This window comes from Alienimonas californiensis (assembly GCF_007743815.1).
GTDB lineage: Bacteria > Planctomycetota > Planctomycetia > Planctomycetales > Planctomycetaceae > Alienimonas > Alienimonas californiensis.
Genome location: NZ_CP036265.1, coordinates 5,411,331 through 5,427,964, shown reverse-complemented (window position 1 = coordinate 5,427,964; position 16,634 = coordinate 5,411,331). Strand labels below are relative to the sequence as shown.

Below are 16,634 nucleotides of genomic sequence, written 5' to 3'. Positions count from 1 at the left end.
GGAGAGTCGCCCATGTCCGAGTCTTCTCCCCCCGCCGCCCCCCCGACCCTGCGGTGGGTCGGCGACGCTCTGACAGGCTCGCTGGAACTGCTGGACCAGACCCGGCTGCCGGGGGAGGTCGTCACGCTCTCCTGCCGCACCGACGAAGATGTGTTCGGCGCCATCCGGCGCCTGAGCGTCCGCGGGGCGCCGGCCATCGGCGTGTCCGCGGCGTTCGGCCTGCTGCTCGGGGTGCGGCAGGCCCTCGCCCCGACGCCCGGTCCGATGAAGGGGGACCGGGCGGCGTTCGACGCCGCCCTCGCCGCCAGCGCCGAGAAGCTCGCCGCCAGCCGGCCGACCGCGGTGAACCTGTTCTGGGCGCTGGCCCGCTGCCGTCGGGCTCTCTCCGCCGAACCGGACCTCTCCCCGGGGGACGCCCTCGTCCGCCTGCTGGAGGAGGCCCAGGCCATCGAGGCGGAGGACCGGGCGATGTGCGCGGCGATCGGCCGCCACGGCGCCGACCTGCTGCCGGAGCCCGCCGGGGACGGGGAGTTGGGGCTGCTGACCCACTGCAACGCCGGCGGGTTGGCGACTGCCGGGGACGGCACGGCGCTGGCGGTGCTGTTCGAGGCCCACCGCCGGGCGACCGACGCCGGCCGCCGGGTGCGGGTCTACGCGGACGAAACCCGCCCGCTGCTCCAGGGCGCCCGCCTGACGGCGTGGGAACTGACCCGCCGCGGCGTGCCGACGACCGTGCTGTGCGACTCCGCCGCCGCCAGCCTGCTGGCGACCGGCCGGGTGCACGCGGTCGTCACCGGGGCGGACCGCGTGGCCGCCAACGGCGACGCCGCCAACAAGATCGGCACTTTCCCGCTGGCCGTGCTCGCGCACCGTTTCCACGTGCCGTTCTACATCGCCGCCCCGACGAGCACCTTCGACCGGGAGCTGGCCTCCGGCAAGGAAATTCCGATCGAACAGCGGGACGCCGCCGAGGTGCTGAACTACGGCGGCCTTCGCACCGCCGCCGACGGCGCCGAGGCCTACAACCCGGCCTTCGACGTCACCCCCGCCGACCTGATCGCGGCCCTCGTGACCGAACGCGGCGTGATCCCGTCCCCCACCGCGGAGGCGGTCGCGGCCCATTTGGCGGACGCCTGAGGCTCTGTTGAACCGTGGCGGCGGCCCCGACGTTTCCGGGCACCTCGCTCCCACCGCCCCACCTGCGGATCGCCCCCGCCGTTCAATGATTCAATCGCTCCCCCTGAGCCCCCGCTCACGGGAAAACAAGTGACGATCTCCGACGTACTTAACGGCTCACTCGGCTTCGCCCCGCTCTGTCGCCTCGAATCGCTCTTCAATCTGACGGCGTCGCGCGGCGAGATGCTTTTATGCGTGCAACTGGCCCTGCCGTTTTTGATCGCCCCCTGCTTCGCCGCGGTCTTCGGTTGGCGAATCTGGCGGGAGCGGGGGCGTCTGAACGTGATCGACGACGGGCCGCGGCAGCGGGTCGATCTGTCGGCGCTTCGGCCGGTGGAGGCCGGGACGTTGGCCGCGACGATCTCCGCGTTCGTCGTGTCCTGCATCTTCCCGACGACGACCGATCCTGCGGCCTCCCCCGGGACCGCCGCGGTCGGACTGGCGACGGTCGTCGGGGCGTCGCTCTTTTGGTGGGACCGCGTCCGCCGTTGGAGACATGCCGGCCGGTACGATCTGGTCATCGACTCGGAAACGCAGGTCCTCGCCCTGCCGATCACACGGCCGCGGACCCGCCGGATCGCGGTTCCGCTCCGCGACGTTCGGTCGATCAAGGTGCGCGAAGAGTCGGACGAGGAGGCCCCCCGCCGGTTCGAGGTCGTCGTCCGCCTCTCGAAGGCCGAGGCGGCGCGGCAGGCGATCGACCTGGACCAACGCCTATTCACCGCGCACCGACGCCCCGCCGCAAGACGACTGGCCAAGTGGCTACGCGCGAATGTGAGGGCCGCTCGCAGCCAATCTGAGCCTGACTGACAGACAGGACGATTGCTGGGGATCGGCCCGCGTTACCGCCGGCTGCGACTGCGGCCGCGACCGCCGCGGCTCCCGCCGCCGCTGCCGCCGTCGGGGTTGCCGCCGCCGAAGCTCAACGCGGCGATGCAGTCCGCCCAGGTGGGGACGTCGCCGTAGTCGACGGCCTCGCCGCCGTCGCGGCGTTCGTCGCGGGCGGAACCGGAGCCGGAGGCACGGGAGCCCCGGCGCGACCGGCCGCGGGGGCGGGAGGGCCGTTCGTCCTCGTCGTCGTCCGCCTCGTCGTCGCTGTCGAAGCCGAGATCGCCGAAGTCGTCGTCCTCGTCCGAGGCGACCTCGTCGGCCGCGTCTTCGTCGAAGCCGGCGGGTTCCTCGTCCGCGTCGTCGTCCTCATCCCGGTCGGTGCGGGTCTCCTCCTGATCACGGGACCGACCGCCGCGGCCGCGGCGGCGGCGCCGACGGCGGGGGCGTTCCGCGTCGTCGTCGGAATCGTCGTCGGCGTCGCGGGGAGAGCGGTCCGCCGCTTCCACGTCATCGCTGTCCAGGCCGGCGGAGAACCCGTCGTCATCGTCGCCGTCCAAGGCGGCGGCGAATTCGTCCGCCTCCTCCGGCCGCGACGATTCCGCCTTGGCGGACGCACGGCCGCGGCCCCGACGACGCTTGGGGCGATCCTCTTCCTCGGTGGATTCCGCCGCGGCCGCGCTGCGGCGGGCGGGGCGTTTCGGCTCCTCCGATTCGACGCGTTCGTCGCGGGAGGAGCGGGAGCGCCGGGGGGCGGAACCGGCCTCGTCGTCCCGATCGGTGTTCCGGGCCCGGGTCGACCGACCCCGGGAGGAGCGGTCGGAGTCCGACTTCGCGGCGCCGCGGCCGCCGGAGCGGGCGGAGGCGCCGCGGTCGGCCGGCTTGTCGTCGGACGCCTTGGCGCTGGAGGCGCTGCCGGCCGAAGAACCGCCGCCGTCCCAATCCCAATCGTCCAACGCTTCCCAGAATTCGTCCGCCCCGGCCGCGTCGGCGCCGTCGTCTTCCGGTTCCTCGTCGTCGAAGTCGTCCTCGTCGGCCTCCGCCTCCTCGGCGAGGACGTCGTCTTCCTCCTCGTCGTCGTCGCCGAAGCCGAAGAAGTCCGCGTCGTCGTCGTCCTTCACCGGCGGCTTGGCCTTCGCAGCGACGGGCTTCGGGGCGACGGGCTTCGGGGCGCGGCGACTGCGGGAGGGCTTCTCCTCCGCGACGTCTTCAGCGACGTCCTCATCCTTCTTGGCAGCGACCCGGGAGCGGCGGCGAGGCTTGGCCTTCGGCTCCTCTTCCTCGGCCTTCGGCTTCGCCTTAGCCGGCTGCGAGCGGCGGGGGCCGGACTTCTTGGGGGCCGGCTTCTCCTCGTCGATGAAGAATCCGTCGCCCAGATCGGCCAGCGGATCGTCGTCGTCGCTGTCGTCTTCGTCCGCGGCGTCGAGGGCTTCGACCTCGTCCGGGGCGGGGGCGTCGCCGACGTGGTTCACGCGGGCGGCCGTGGGGGCGGCGATTTCGCCGGCGGCGGTGACCTCGGCGCCCTTGGCGGCGCCGCGCTTGGGCGCCGGCGGATCGAGGAAGTCGTCGTCGTCTTCCTCCGCGGCGGCGGACTTTGTCAGGTCGATTCCGAAGAGGTCCCCGGCGAGGTCCTCCCAGCTGTCGTCAGAATCGGGTCCGGTGGCGGGCGCGGGCATCTCGGAACGCTACCGCCGCCGCCCGAAACCTTCAACCGCCGGGCGGTTTCCGGCCCGGCACGGCGGCCCCGTTTCGGCGGTCCGACCGGTCAATCCGGCGGCCTGATCCGGCGGCCCGAGCCGGGGCGGCGCAGGGACGGTCAGTAGGTCGCCGATTCCGCCGGGGCGGCGGCGACGCGGCTGGCCATGGCGGCGGCGTGCTTGGCGTTCGCCTGCGTCAGCGCCGTCTTGAACTGCGAGGCCGTGTGATAGCCCTTCGTCCGGCCCAGCAGATCGGCCTTCGGAGACAGCATCACCGCCTGCGGCAGCGTGTCGACCTGGAGAATCTCGGACACCCTCCGGTGCTCGTCCACGTCCAGCCGGACGGGGATGAAGCCTTCGGCGAGGGCCTTCTTCACACCGGCGTCGGCCAGCGTTTCATCGTCCTGCTTGTGGCAGTAGTGGCACCACTCCGCCCCGAACAGCACGAGCACCGGCTTGCCGGTCTGCCCGGCCTCGGCGAAGGCGGCGGTGAGGTCCGTCCGCCAGACCGGTTCGGCGGCCGGCGTGCGGACGACGCGGACCGCGCTGACGGCGGGGGTCGCAGACGCGGACGTGGTCGCCGGCGTCGCCTTCACGACGGGGAGGGCGGTCGCCGCGGGGGCCGGCGACGAGATCGCGACCCGGCCCACAGGGGTCGGTGCGGGCGGAACGACGGCAGTCTGAACTGCGGTCGGCGGGACGAACGCGGTGAGGAGGAGGGCGGCGGGGGCGAAGGGGGTCACGGCGGGGCTCCAATGCTCGGGGGAACGGGGGGCGAGCGTCATTCCCACGCTTCGACCTCCGCACCCCGACGCGGCCGGCTCGGGGACCTCCCCATCGGCCGGGCGACCGGAGTTATCTGCCGTGCGCCCGATTATTCATCCCCGTCCGTCCCGCCCTCGGCCGGGGAATCCGCGTCATCGGCGTCTTCCGGTGAACCGCTTTCACCCGCCTGTTCCGCTTCGCTCGCCCCGTCGGCGGAGTCGGGCGTGTCTTTCGGATTGCCCGGCGGCGGTTCGGCCTGCGGGGCGGTTGGGCGGTCCGGCCGCGGCGCGGTGACGGGCGACCGTGCGGCGTCGGGGTTCTCGGCCCCGGCGTTCCCGGATTCCGCGTCGGCGGGAGCCGTCGGTTTCGGCAGCGGAGCGGGCGCGGCTTCAGCCGGAGCGGGCGGGTTCGGAGCCTCCGCGGCGTCCCCCGTCATTGCGGGCTCTTCGCCCGTCGCCTCCGCCGCCGGGTCGGCGGCCGGTTCCGAGCCCGGGGCGGGGGAGCCCTCGCCCATGCCGGGGGAGAGGCCGTTGATGAGGTCCTGCAGATTGCCCGGCGCTTCGATCGGCGAGGAACCCGGCGGCGGGGCCTCCCCCGCGGCGCCGTCGGCGGGCAGGGCGGGGGGGGCATCGGTCAGCAGGGCCGCGGGGCGGAGGGAGAGCTCCGCCACGTCCGCCGCGTCCACGACGTAGTACCAGTCGCCGTAGCGGCGGTTCAGCTCCTCGACCCGCTCCGCGGCGGCGGCGAGCTTGCGGTCGTACGCCGCCTTCTCCGTACGGTAGGCGGCGAGGTCCTGTTCATACTGGGCCTGAGCCGCATCGGGTTCGCCTTCGGCCTCGCCCTCGGACGCCTCGGCGTCTTCCGCGGGCGGCTCGTCGGCGGGCTGCTCGTCGGTTTCCGACTCCTCCGCCGGGGCCTGCGGTTCGACGGGGGGCTCGCCGAGAGCCGCGGCGTCGACGCGGGCCGTGACGAACAGGTAACGCCCGCGGGCGTCCTCCTCGGCCTCCTCCTCCCCAGCGTCGCCTTCCCCGGCGTCGCCCTCGGCGGCGGCGGCGTCCGGCTTCGCTTCGAGCGTCTTGTAGCCCTCGCCGGCGTCGCCGACGGCGAAGTCGTAGGAGTTGCCGGTGAACAGTTCGCCGAAGTCCAGGTCGTAGGCGACGCCCTCGGCCGTGGAGACGGTCAACTGGCCCGCTTCGCCGAGCACCTGTCCGCCGCCGTCGGCGGTGGGCAGGATCGAGAAGCCTTTGCCGGTCACGTCCCGCACGATCGCCTGATACTGGGCCTGGCTGCGCACCACGGCGGGGTCCAGCGTCAGGTCCGGCTTGAGTCCGGCCGGCTTGGGCCGCACGCCGACGATCATCAGACCCGAGGCGGCGCTGGCGATCTGATTCACCTTCGCCTGGTCGACGCTCTTGCCGGCCGGCGGATCGGCGGCAGTCCAGTCGCCGGCGGAGCCGTCGCGGGAGAGAACCAGCGGGTCGCCGGAGACCAGCTCGCCGGACTGCGGGTCGACCGTTTCGTCCGGGACCGTGATCCGGCGGAGTTCGGCCGGTTCGACGTCCTCCAGCGCCTTCGGGTCGATCCAGTCGACGAAGGAGGCCGACAGGTCCAGGTTCGCCAGTTGGACGATGTAGGTGCTGTCGTCCCGCGGCTCGCGGACGTAGAAGTAGCCGTCGCGACCCTCGACGGCCTTGCCGACGATCAGGTCCGCCAGCGTATTGCCGTCGTCGCCGAGGACTTCGATCCGCAGGCCGCGGCCCTCCAACTGGGCGACGTCCTCGCTGGCCGGGTCGACCACGCCGAGGTCCGCCCAGTCCGACGCCCGCCGGCTCTGCAGGGCGGTGCGTTCGACCGAACCGAGGGCCGAGGCGATCTCCGCCAACTGCTCCGCGGCCTCGGCCGGGTAGTCGTAGGGGGCGATGCCGTACAGGCCGGTCTCCTCGTCCCGCCGGATGCGGAAGTCCTGGATCGCGCCGGTGTCCGCGTCGAAGGCCGTGATCGTGAATCGGCCGATCTTCGACAGGTTGCCGGCGGAGTCGCCGGCGTTCGTCTCGAAGGCGGTGAAGAACGGCGTGCCGACCTGCTCGAAGCCGGCGGTCTCGGGCGTGGGGCCGGGCCAGGAGAGGATCGCGGCGAACGCGACGGCGACGGCCGCGACGGCGGCGAAGGCGGCGGTGCGGGCGGTTTCGGTCATCGGGCGTGGGGTCCGCTCTGCGGACCGTTCTCTGGGGGCTCTGAACGGGTTTCAGACGGTCCGCGGAGCGGACCCTACACGACCCGTTCCGGGTCGAGGTCGCGGCGCTCCTTCAGCAACCGGACGAGCAGGACGAACAGCCCCAGCGCCACCGCGGGGATCGGGGGCAGGGCGACGGCGTAGGCCCGGAAACGGCCCTCGGCGGCGGCGACGCGGCGCTCCTTTTCGTCCTCCGCCCGCTTCACCGCCTGGCGGAGCGCCTGGTTCTGGCGCTCCTCCTCGATCGCCAGCCGGCGCTGCTCCTCGCGCTCGGCGGCGTCCAGCAGTTGGGCCTTCGCTTGGGGGGAGAGGTCGTCTCGGGCTTCCAGCGCCTCGCGTTCCTTATCGAAGCGGTTGCGGGCGGCGTCGACGGCTTCGTCCAGGGCTTTCTGGGCGGCCTCGGTCTTCTCCCGCTGATCCTCGAGGAACCGGGCGGTGGCGGCCTCCACGGCGGTCAGCGTGCGGCGGTCGGCCCGGCGGCGCCGCAGCGGCAGGAAGGCGTCCTCCCCGGCCAGCACGTCCACCGCGTTCAGGACGAAGGCGATGTTGTCGAACGCCAGACCCTGCTCCAGCGCGTTCGGATCGTCCCGCAGGGCGAAGAACAGGTCGGAGATCATGTCCACGTCGCCCACGAACACCGCGTTCACGCCCTTCTCGTCGCCCTCGGCCGGCCGCTGCACGCGGGCGGCGAGCACGCTGGGCTGGGGCGTGGGCTGGCCCTGCGGATCGCGGTTCGGCACGAACACCTGCCCGCCGGCGAACGGGTCGAAGCTAGCCCGGGCGAACTCGTCCCACTCGATCGTCCCGCCGCCGGGGCCGGTCGTCAGCAGGGGGGTGAAGCCCTTCTCGCCGCCGTCGGCCGGGGAGACCGGGCCGGCGTAGAAGAGGAGCAGTTGGTCGAGCCCCGCGGTGATCGGGCTGTCGGGGTTCAGCTCGGCGACCTCCGGCGTGTCCTCCCGATCGCGGACGAACAGATACTCGTCCGTCACCCGATCGCCGAACTCCGGGTACGGGTTGTACGGGTCGTAGACGATCACGTCGTTCGGCCAACGCAGGCCGAGGGCGTCCAGAATGCGGGTCAGCCGGCCGTCGTCCGCCTTGGGGACGGGCTGTTGTTGGTTGAACATCCCCATCATCCCCCCCGGACTCGGCTTGGGCAGGCGGGGGGCGTTGGAGATCGTCCCGGACGGGTTCAGCGTCAGCGGGTACGGGTCGTCGAAGATCAAGACCGGCTTGCCGCTTTCGACGTAGCTCAGGAAGTTCGCCGCCTGTTCCTCCTCGAGGCTGGAGGGGGCGACGGCGAGCAGCACGTCGTACTTGTCCGCGTCGATCGGGCCGTCCGGGCTGACGGGCTGCACGTCGTACTGCAGTTCGAGTTCCCGGACGATCTGCCAGTCGCCCTGGCCGCCGATCAGGTTCGCGTCGGTCCGCAGCACGCCCACGGTGAGGCGCTTCTCCCCGGAGACGGTGCGGACGGAGCGGGTCAGTTCGTACTCCGGCAGCGCCCCGGGGCCGACGAACGGCACGACCACCTCGTCGCCGGGGCCGGTCACGACCAGGCCGAGGAACACGCTGTCCGTCACGGCCCGGCCGTCGCGGACGGTGACGACCTCCCGCGGTTCGATGCCGAAGGCCCGGGCGTCCTCGGCGGCGTCGGAGAACGGTTCGGTCTCCACGATCCGCACCGTCACGCGGTCCCCGCCGCGGCGGTCGAACTCCCGCAGCAGGCCGACCAGTTGCTTGCGGATCGACGCATACGCCCTCGGCACCTCCGGGGAGACGAAGGCCTGCACGGTGACGGGGCGGTCGGCGCTGACTTCGCTCAGCGCCGTTTTGGTGACGGGGGCGAGGGTGTAGACGTTGTCCGCCGTCAGGTCCGCCCGGGCGGTGGTGCGGCCGGCGAGGACGTTCAGCGCAATCAGCAGCAGGGCGAGGCTGACCGTCCGCACCGCGTACTGCCAACCCATCCCCGCCCGCCGCCCGGCCCACAGCCGGCGGCGGATGACGACGTGGTTGGCATACAGGCAAAACGCCGCCAGGCTGAGGAAGTACACGACCCCGCCCAGCGGCACGAGGCCCAGCGTGAAGTCGCGGAACTGCTCCGGCACGCTGAGCGACTGGAAGAACCCGCTCGGCAGCGAGATCCCGAAGGCGTTCGCCGGCAGGTCGCCCACGAACACGGGGATCGCACAGGCCGCCACCCCCAGCACGAAGGCGACCGCCGGGCTGGCCGTCAGCGAACTGCACAGGACCCCGATCGCGCACAGCGCCGCCCCGACCAGCCAGTAACCGAGATACGTCGTGAAGATCGGCCCCGGGTCCGGCGTGCCGATCGCCCACAACACCAGCAGGTTCGTCAGACTGAACAGTAGGGCCACCGTATAGACGGCCAGCGTCGCCAGGTACTTGCCCAGCAGCACGTCGACCTCCTTGGCCGGCAGGGTGAACAGCAACTCGTCCGTGCCGAGTTTCCGCTCGTCCGCCCAGGCCGTCATCGTGATCGCGGGGACCAAAAACAGCAGCAGGACCGGGAACCCGGCGCTGAGCTGGTCCAGCGTGGCGAGGTTCGCCGCGAAGAAGGTCGTGTTGAAGGCCATCAGGCTCGCCGCGACCGTAAAGGCCACGATGAACAGGTAGCCTAGCACCCCGCTGAAGTACCCGGCGAAGGTCCGCCAGAACACCGCCCGCAACGCCGGACTGACGACGAACCGAAGGATCACGAACCCCACGGCGGCGAGGACCGCGGGCAGCAGGAGGGCGGTGAGGAGCGTGCTCATGGGATCAGAAAGTCATCAATGATTCGTTCGGCGAGCGGTGGGCGTCAGCCCTCCGTGTCCTCGCAGCCACACACTGACACAGAGGGCTCACGCCCCCCGCGGGCCTAGGCCGGCTTGGCGGTGAGTTCGCGGAACTTCGCCTCCATCTCCTCCTCGCTGCCGGCCAGTTCGTCGGCGGGGCCGTCGAACACCAACCGGCCGGCGCTGATCAGCAGCACGCGGTCGCAGACGGCCCGCACCTCGCGGAGGATGTGGGTGGAGATCAGCAGCGTTTTGCCCTCGCCCCGCAACCGGCCGATCAGCTCCCGGACGCCGGCCACCTGATTCGGGTCGAGCCCGCCGGTCGGTTCGTCGAGGATCAGCACGCTGGGGTCGTGGAGCAGCGCCTGGGCCATCCCGACCCGCTGGCGGTAGCCGCGGGACAGCTTGGCGATCGGCTTGCCCCAGACCGGACCCAGGCTGCACGCCTCCTTGACGTACTCCGCCCGGGCTTTCAGCCGGTCGGCAGCCAACCCGCGGGCCTTGCCGACGTAGCTGAGGAACCCGGCGGGGCTCATCTCCTGGTACAGCGGCCCGTTCTCCGGCAGGTAGCCGAGGGTCCGGGCGGCGGGGATACGGTCCTCCGCCACGTCGAACCCGCCCACCCGTGCCGTGCCGGCGCTGGGGGCGAGAAACCCAGTCAGCATCCGCATCGTCGTGCTCTTGCCCGCCCCGTTCGGGCCGAGGAAGGCGCAGACCTGCCCCTGCGGCACGGCGAAGGAGACGTCCCGCACCGCGGCGAACGGGCCGTAGAACTTCGACAGTCCGTTCGCCTCGATCATCGCCCCCGACCCGGCGACCGGGGCGGGAGACTCGGCGGCGGGGGCGGGGGACGCTGCGGCGACGGTCATGCGGGGCGGTACGTACTCACGCGGGGGGACGTTGGGACGGGAACGCGTTGGGGCGGGAGCCGGTGCCGGCTCAGTTCTCCGGGTCCATCGCCGCGATCGCCCCGCGGTCGACGCCGTACTTCTCGAACAACCCGTTGATGAACGCCTCCAGGGCGACGCGGCGTTCCTCGTTTCCGGCTTGCCGGTAGAGGCCGGGCTCGGCGGCGGCCTCCGCCAGGAAGGTCTCGTACAGGTCCGAGAGGCGCTCGTCGGACGGTTCGCGGCTTTGCAGCTCCACGGTGTAGGAGCGACCCGGGCGGAAGCCGGGCACGCCGGCCGCCTCGCCGGGGGCGAGTTCGTCGAACGCGGCGTCGAGGAACTCCTCGGAGGCGGGCTCCTCCTCGAACGTCGGGACCGGGTTGCGAACCGGGCTGGGGCCGGACAGGAAGGCCTCGAAGCCGGTCGGGCGGTTGACCCGCAGCCGGCGGAACGGACCGGTCTGCTTCACCACCAGCGGATCGCCGCCCTCCTTGCCGGTGACGGTTTTCCCCTCGACGACCTGCTGGAGGGTCTTGCCCTCGGCGGAGGCCTGCTTGGCGAGTTCGTCAGCCCGGGCGGCGGCGGCTTCGCCGGCCTTCTGCCGTTTGATCGCGGCGACGACGGCCTCCCGCACGCCCTCGTCGCGCAGTTCCTGCTCCGCGGGGAGCCGCTGGTCGGCCTTCCAGATGGCGTACAGGGCGGAGCCGTCCTGCGTCTCGCCGATCCGCACGTCGTTGAACAGCGGCGTGCGGAAGTTGCCCAGCAGCGGGGCGATCGCCAGTTGCGGCTGGCCGGACTGGGCGCTGCCGGGGATCTCCGCGGTGCCGACCGGGTAGTCCCCGTCGACCAACTCGTTAAGGCCCAGGAACGGCAGGCGCTTGTAGGTCAGGCCGTTCTCCTTGGCGTAGGTCTCCATCCGCTCCGCGATCTTCGCCCGGGCGGCGGTGCGGAGCTTCTCAGCATCCGCCTCGGACACCTCCGCGGCCGGGGCCGTGGGATCGGGAACCTCGGACCAGACTTCCTCGCCCACCACGAACATGAAGTCGCGGGCGGCGTCGATGCGGCGGGTCATCTCCTCGGAGACGGCCTCCCGCTGCAGGCGTTCGCGGATCTCCGCGATGCGTTCGGCGTCCAGCGGGAGGAACTCCTCCGGCTTTTCGCGGGTCGGCGTCGGCGGGGCGTCGGCGCCTTCGGCCGGCTCCTCGGCGGCGGGCTCCGCGGCCGGGGCGGGGGGCGCGTCGGCGCCGGCGGCGGGCGAGTCCGCCGGGGCGTCGGCGGGTTGCTCCGTCATCGCCGGTTCGGCGGCAGGTTCCTCGGTCGAACCCTCTTCCTCCGCGGGCGGCTGCTCGGCGGCCGGCGTTTCGGCGGGGGCGTCCGCGGGCTCCTCCGTCATCGCCGGCTCGGCGGGCGGTTGCTCGGATTCCGGCGCGTCGGCTTCGGCCTTCAGCTTGTCCGCGGCGGTCTCGGCGTCGGCTTCCTCGCCCTCGCCGGCGGGGGGCTGTTCGCCGTTCTCCTCCTGCGGGTCGAGCGGCAGCGAGGCAAAGCCTTCGGCCTGGAACGCCGTCATCGCGGCGGCGCTCTCCTCTTCTCCCTCACCGGACTCCGGCTCCTCTTCTCCCTCACCGGACTCCGGCTCCTCGCTCGTCGGTTCCTCAGAGGTCGGCTCCTCGGTCTTCGGCTCTGCCGGGGCCGGTTTTTCGGAGGACGGTTCCTCGGGCTGCGGTTCGGCGGCCGGCGTCATGGCCGGTTCGTCGCTCTCGCCGGTCGCGACCGGCTCCGCGGCGTCGTCGCCGCCCGCCAGCGTCGGGGCCGGGGCGGCAGGCTCCGCGGGGGCCGGCTCGTCGGCCGGGGCGGTCATGGCGGGCTCGCCGGCCGGTTCGTCGGCCGGTTCCGGCTGCGGCTGCGGTTCGTCCGTCGATTCGGGCGTCGGGGTTTCCGCGGGCATGGCGGGACCGTCGGCGGGGCCGTCCGGGGAGAGAGTCGGCAGGCCCGGGCCGGCGTCGCCTTCGAGCAGGCTGTCCATCTCGGTCTGGTTCTCCAGCTGCCGCTGCTCGGCGAGCCAATCGAGGTAGGCCGGATTGCGGAACGCCGTCTTGTTGGCCTCGTAGTACTCCCGAACCTCTTCCTCGGTGGTGGCGGGGACGGACTTCTGCACGGCGTCGCGGTCGACCGTGAGGTAACCCAGCGAGATCTGAGCCGGCCGCATGAAGCCGAGCCCCGTGGAGGGGTCCGGCTGCTGGGCGCGGTACTCGTCGAACAGTTGGGAGACCTCCGTGTCGCTGGGCTCGGCGACGCCGGCGACGAACGCGTCCGCCGGCAGTTCGACGTAGGCGACGTCCGCAGACTGGTTCAGTTGGCGGTACAGTTCCCAGGCGTCGGTGGGCAGGGAGGTCGGGCTGGGGGCCAGCAGTTCGAACATCCGCCGGTGCCGCAGCTCCGCCCGGATGGCGTCGAACAGGTCGGTTTCGCCCACGCCCAGCCGGGTGCGGAGGTCGCGGAACTCTTCCCGCGTCGGGGAGACGCCGTAGTACGACTTGATGAATTCATTGACGTAATCGTCGGAGATCTCCAGCCCCGCCTCGTCGGCCTCCTGGCCGAGCAGGTAGGCGAACACCAGGCCGAACTCCTCCGGGGCGTTGGGGTCGAACTCGCTGAGGACGTTCCGGAACTGGCGGAACCCGAAGGGGTCGGACCGCACGCCGACGTAGTTGAAGTTCGGCGGGGGCGTCTGGGCGAGCTGCTCGTTCTCCGGCTCGCGTTCTTCCAGCTTGTCCTTCAGTCCCACGAAGAACTGGTTGGCGATCTGGTTCCGCCGCTGGAGTTCGTACAGGTCGTTGCGGGAGAGGTCGCCCTCGGTGGTCCGGACGGCGACGTCGCCGCCGAAGAAGTTGCCGGACAGACCGACGAACAGTCCGCCGGCGACGGCGCCGGCGGCGGCCCACATGACGGCGGCGCGGCCGGTGGTGTTGGAGATCAGCCAGGCGGCGACCCCGCCCAGCAGCACGCCCAGCACGATGGGAAACAGACCGTTATCGCCCCCGCCGCTGGACAGCGGGTCCAGCAGGATGAAGGCGAAGATGCTGAGCCCGAACAGGGCCACGACGAGCCACTGGTTGCGGCGAAAAATCTCGAACGGGGAGGCCATGTGAGCCTTTGGGCAGTCCGTGCGGCGGCGCCGGCGCGACGCCGGCCCGACCCGGAATTCCGGGGGGCGACGCCGGGGCGATCCCGGGGAAGTGGTCGGCGGTACTCTTGGGGTTCGACGCCAATCTGCTTGACAGTCGATTCGGGCCGGCCTAACGATGCCGGCCCGTCGGACCGCCCGGCGGGGGCCGGTCCGAAGCGGCGCATGATAAGGACGCCCGATTCGGCCCGACAAGGCAGCCGGCGTCCCCACCGCTTCCGCCGCCGATCTCGCCCCGCCGCCCCGCTCCCCCTCTTCACGGACGAACCTCTTGGCCGGCCACACTCTCGTCATCGTCGAGTCCCCGGCGAAGGCCAAGAAGATTCAGGGCTTTCTGGGCTCCGACTACAAGGTTCTCGCCAGTTTCGGGCACGTCCGCGACCTGCCCGGCAAGGCCGCCGAGGTTCCCAAGGCGGTCAAGGGCGAGCCCTGGGCGACCCTCGGCGTGAACACGGAGAAGGACTTCGAGCCGCTCTACATCGTCTCCGCCGACAAGAAAAAACGCGTCACCGAACTCAAAGACGCCATGAAGGGCGCCAAAGAGCTCCTGATCGCGACGGACGAAGACCGCGAGGGCGAATCGATCGGCTGGCACCTCATCCAACTGCTCAAGCCGAAAGTCCCGGTCAAGCGGATGGTGTTCTCCGAGATCACCAAGGACGCCATTCAGAAGGCCGTCGGCCACACCCGGGCGCTGGACACCGACCTCGTCGAGGCGCAGGAGACCCGCCGGATTCTCGACCGGCTCTACGGCTACACCCTCTCCCCGCTGCTGTGGAAAAAAATCAGCAGCGGCCTGTCCGCCGGCCGCGTGCAGAGCGTCGCGGTGCGGATGCTCACCGAGCGGGAGATGGAACGGCTCGCCTTCCGCAGCTCCGAGTACTGGGACCTCGCGGCCCGACTGGGCAAGGCCGGGGACGAGATCTCGATCGAATCCACCCTCACCGAGGCCGCCGGCAAAAGCGTCGCCAGCGGCCGGGACTTCGACGAAACGACCGGCCGGCTCAAGCCGAACGCGGACGTCACCCACCTCGACCAAACCGAGGCCACCCGCATCGCCGACGTGCTGAAGCGCGGGGCGAACTGGCGGGTGAAAAGCGTCGAGGAGCGGCAGTCCACCCGGAAGCCCTACCCGCCGTTCACGACCAGCACCCTCCAGCAGGAGGCGAACCGCAAGCTGGGGATGACCGCCCGCCGCACCATGCAGACCGCCCAGCGGCTGTACGAGGACGGGCACATCACCTACATGCGGACCGACAGCGTGAACCTCTCCGGCGAGGCCACCACGGCCGCCCGGGAGACCGTCAAGAAGCGTTACGGCGACAACTTCCTCAGCCCCTCGCCCCGCACGTTCAAGGGGAAGGCCAAGGGAGCCCAGGAGGCCCACGAGGCGATCCGCCCCGCCGGTACGAAGATGCAGACCGCGAAGGAAATCGGCCTGCACGGTGCCGAGGGCAAGCTGTACGACCTAATTTGGAAGCGGACTGTCGCCTGCCAGATGGCCGAGGCCCAGTTCACCTTCCAGACGGTCCTGATCGACGCCGCCCCGACCGGCGGGGACAAATCGACCCCGCTGACCTTCCGGGCCACCGGCAAGCGGATCGACTTCCCCGGCTTCCTGCGGGCCTATGTGGAAGGCTCCGACGACCCGGCCGAGGCGCTGGACGACCAGGATTCGCTGCTGCCCAAGCTCGCCGAGGGCGATTCGCTCGCCCTGCTGCCCGGCCCGCAGCCGGTCCCCCTGGAGGCCGTGAAGCACGAAACCAAGCCGCCCGCCCGCTACACCGAGGCCAGCCTGGTGAAGCGGCTCGAAGCCGAAGGCATCGGCCGGCCGAGCACCTACGCCAGCATCCTCAGCACGATTCAGGACCGGGGCTACGCGGAGAAGCAGGGCAACCAGCTCGTCCCGACCTTCACCGCGTTGGCGGTGAACCGGTTGCTGGAACGGAACTTTCCCAATCTGGTGGACTACCAGTTCACCGCCCAGATGGAGAGCCAGCTCGACGAGATCGCCGACGGCAAAGGCAAGCGACTGCCCTACCTGGAGAAGTTCTACAAGGGCGAGCAGGGCCTGGACCGGCAGGTGAAGGTCAAGGAGGAGAGCATCGACCCCCGGGACGCCTGCACCCTGCGGTTGGACAACGTCACCCCGGACGTGCGGGTCGGCCGCTACGGACCGTACTTCGAGGCGGAACTCGACGGCCAGAAGTTCACCGCGAGCCTGCCGGCGGACGTGGCCCCGGCGGACCTCAACGACGAACTGGCCGAGCGACTGATCGAGGAGAAGCGCCGCGGCCCGCAGTCGCTGGGCGTGCATCCCGACGAGGGGCTGGAGATGTATGTCAAAAGCGGGCCGTACGGCCCGTACGTGCAACTCGGCGAGGCGACTGACGAGCGGCCGAAGCCGAAGCGGTCCAGCATCCCCAAGTTTCTCGAAGCGGACCGGATTACGGCCGAGGAAGCCGCCGCCCTGCTGGCGCTGCCCCGTCGACTGGGCCATCACAGCGAGGACGGCCTGGTCGTGAAGGTGGGCGTCGGCCCGTACGGGCCGTACGTGCTCCACAACAAGAAGTACGGCAATTTTGACAAGAAATCCCACACCTTCGAGCACGAGGGCCGAGCCTACAACGTGTTCGACGTGACCCTGGAGGTCGCGGAGGCGATGCTCAAACAGTCCAAGAAGCGGGCCGCCCCGGACCCGCTGAAGGACCTCGGCGAGCACCCCAAGGACGGCAAGCCGGTGCAGATCTTCGAGGGCAAGTACGGCCCCTACGTGAAGCACGGCAAAACGAACGCGACGCTGCCCAAGGACGCCGATCCGAAGGACCTGTCCATGGACGAGGCCGTCCGCCTGATCGCCGAGAAGGAGGCCAAGGGCGGCGGCCGCAAGAAGGCCTCCAAGAAATCGACCGCCGCCAAAAAGGCCGCCCCGAAGCGGAAAAAGGCCGCGGCGAAGTAGCCGCGGGGCGGGGGACCCGTTGTGAGCCCGACGCGCAAGCGAGGCGGGTGACGCGGCCGATCTGCGCGGCCGGGGATCGGTCGATCGCCGGTCGCGCCCCTCGCTTG

At 71.4% G+C, this 16,634-nt stretch carries 9 protein-coding genes; 3 read left to right on the top strand and 6 right to left on the bottom strand.

From position 1 onward, the window contains the following. The first annotated feature begins 12 nt into the window (after positions 1–12). Positions 13–1,137, top strand: a complete 1,125-nt coding sequence (mtnA, locus tag CA12_RS21540) for an S-methyl-5-thioribose-1-phosphate isomerase (RefSeq protein ID WP_145361169.1) — start codon at positions 13–15, stop codon at positions 1,135–1,137. A 129-nt stretch (positions 1,138–1,266) separates the two neighbouring features. Continuing rightward, on the top strand, positions 1,267–1,986 hold the full coding sequence (locus CA12_RS21535) for a hypothetical protein (protein ID WP_145361168.1): 720 nt from the start codon (positions 1,267–1,269) through the stop codon (positions 1,984–1,986). 32 nt (positions 1,987–2,018) lie between these two features. On the opposite strand, the gene CA12_RS21530 is transcribed toward CA12_RS21535, so the two are convergent. From CA12_RS21530 to CA12_RS21505, 6 genes are all read right to left on the bottom strand, one after another. Beyond that, positions 2,019–3,680: a hypothetical protein gene (locus tag CA12_RS21530; RefSeq protein WP_145361167.1), complete on the bottom strand. Its 1,662-nt coding sequence runs from the start codon at positions 3,678–3,680 to the stop codon at positions 2,019–2,021. A 140-nt stretch (positions 3,681–3,820) separates the two neighbouring features. After that, entirely contained in the window at positions 3,821–4,486 is a 666-nt protein-coding gene (locus CA12_RS21525; protein WP_145361166.1) for a thioredoxin family protein, read from the bottom strand. A gap of 89 nt (positions 4,487–4,575) precedes the next feature. Beyond that, entirely contained in the window at positions 4,576–6,660 is a 2,085-nt protein-coding gene (locus CA12_RS21520; protein WP_145361165.1) for a DUF4340 domain-containing protein, read from the bottom strand. Between the two features lie 74 nt (positions 6,661–6,734). Continuing rightward, positions 6,735–9,476 carry a Gldg family protein gene (locus CA12_RS21515; protein ID WP_145361164.1) on the bottom strand — a complete coding sequence of 914 codons (2,742 nt, stop codon included), beginning with the start codon at positions 9,474–9,476 and terminating at the stop codon, positions 6,735–6,737. 104 nt (positions 9,477–9,580) lie between these two features. Further along, the gene (locus CA12_RS21510) at positions 9,581–10,366 is read right to left on the bottom strand and encodes an ABC transporter ATP-binding protein (protein ID WP_207622069.1); all 786 of its coding nucleotides are present in this window, start codon (positions 10,364–10,366) and stop codon (positions 9,581–9,583) included. 70 nt (positions 10,367–10,436) lie between these two features. Beyond that, positions 10,437–13,529, bottom strand: coding sequence for a hypothetical protein (locus CA12_RS21505; RefSeq protein ID WP_145361163.1), 3,093 nt, complete (start codon positions 13,527–13,529; stop codon positions 10,437–10,439). A 310-nt stretch (positions 13,530–13,839) separates the two neighbouring features. Here CA12_RS21505 and topA point away from each other — a divergent pair, with 310 nt between their 5' ends. Continuing rightward, a complete protein-coding gene (gene topA, locus CA12_RS21500) occupies positions 13,840–16,527 on the top strand; it encodes a type I DNA topoisomerase (RefSeq protein ID WP_145361162.1) in 2,688 nt (895 codons plus the stop codon). Positions 16,528–16,634: the final 107 nt, after the last annotated feature.

Bases quoted from the DNA above. Each gene is read 5' to 3' on its own strand.
- CA12_RS21505 (WP_145361163.1), bottom strand. From the start codon at position 13,529: ATGGCCTCCCCGTTCGAGATTTTTCGCCGCAACCAGTGGCTCGTCGTG.
- CA12_RS21510 (WP_207622069.1), bottom strand. From the start codon at position 10,366: ATGACCGTCGCCGCAGCGTCCCCCGCCCCCGCCGCCGAGTCTCCCGCC.
- CA12_RS21525 (WP_145361166.1), bottom strand. From the start codon at position 4,486: ATGACGCTCGCCCCCCGTTCCCCCGAGCATTGGAGCCCCGCCGTGACC.
- mtnA (WP_145361169.1), top strand. From the start codon at position 13: ATGTCCGAGTCTTCTCCCCCCGCCGCCCCCCCGACCCTGCGGTGGGTC.
- CA12_RS21530 (WP_145361167.1), bottom strand. From the start codon at position 3,680: ATGCCCGCGCCCGCCACCGGACCCGATTCTGACGACAGCTGGGAGGAC.
- CA12_RS21515 (WP_145361164.1), bottom strand. From the start codon at position 9,476: ATGAGCACGCTCCTCACCGCCCTCCTGCTGCCCGCGGTCCTCGCCGCC.
- CA12_RS21520 (WP_145361165.1), bottom strand. From the start codon at position 6,660: ATGACCGAAACCGCCCGCACCGCCGCCTTCGCCGCCGTCGCGGCCGTC.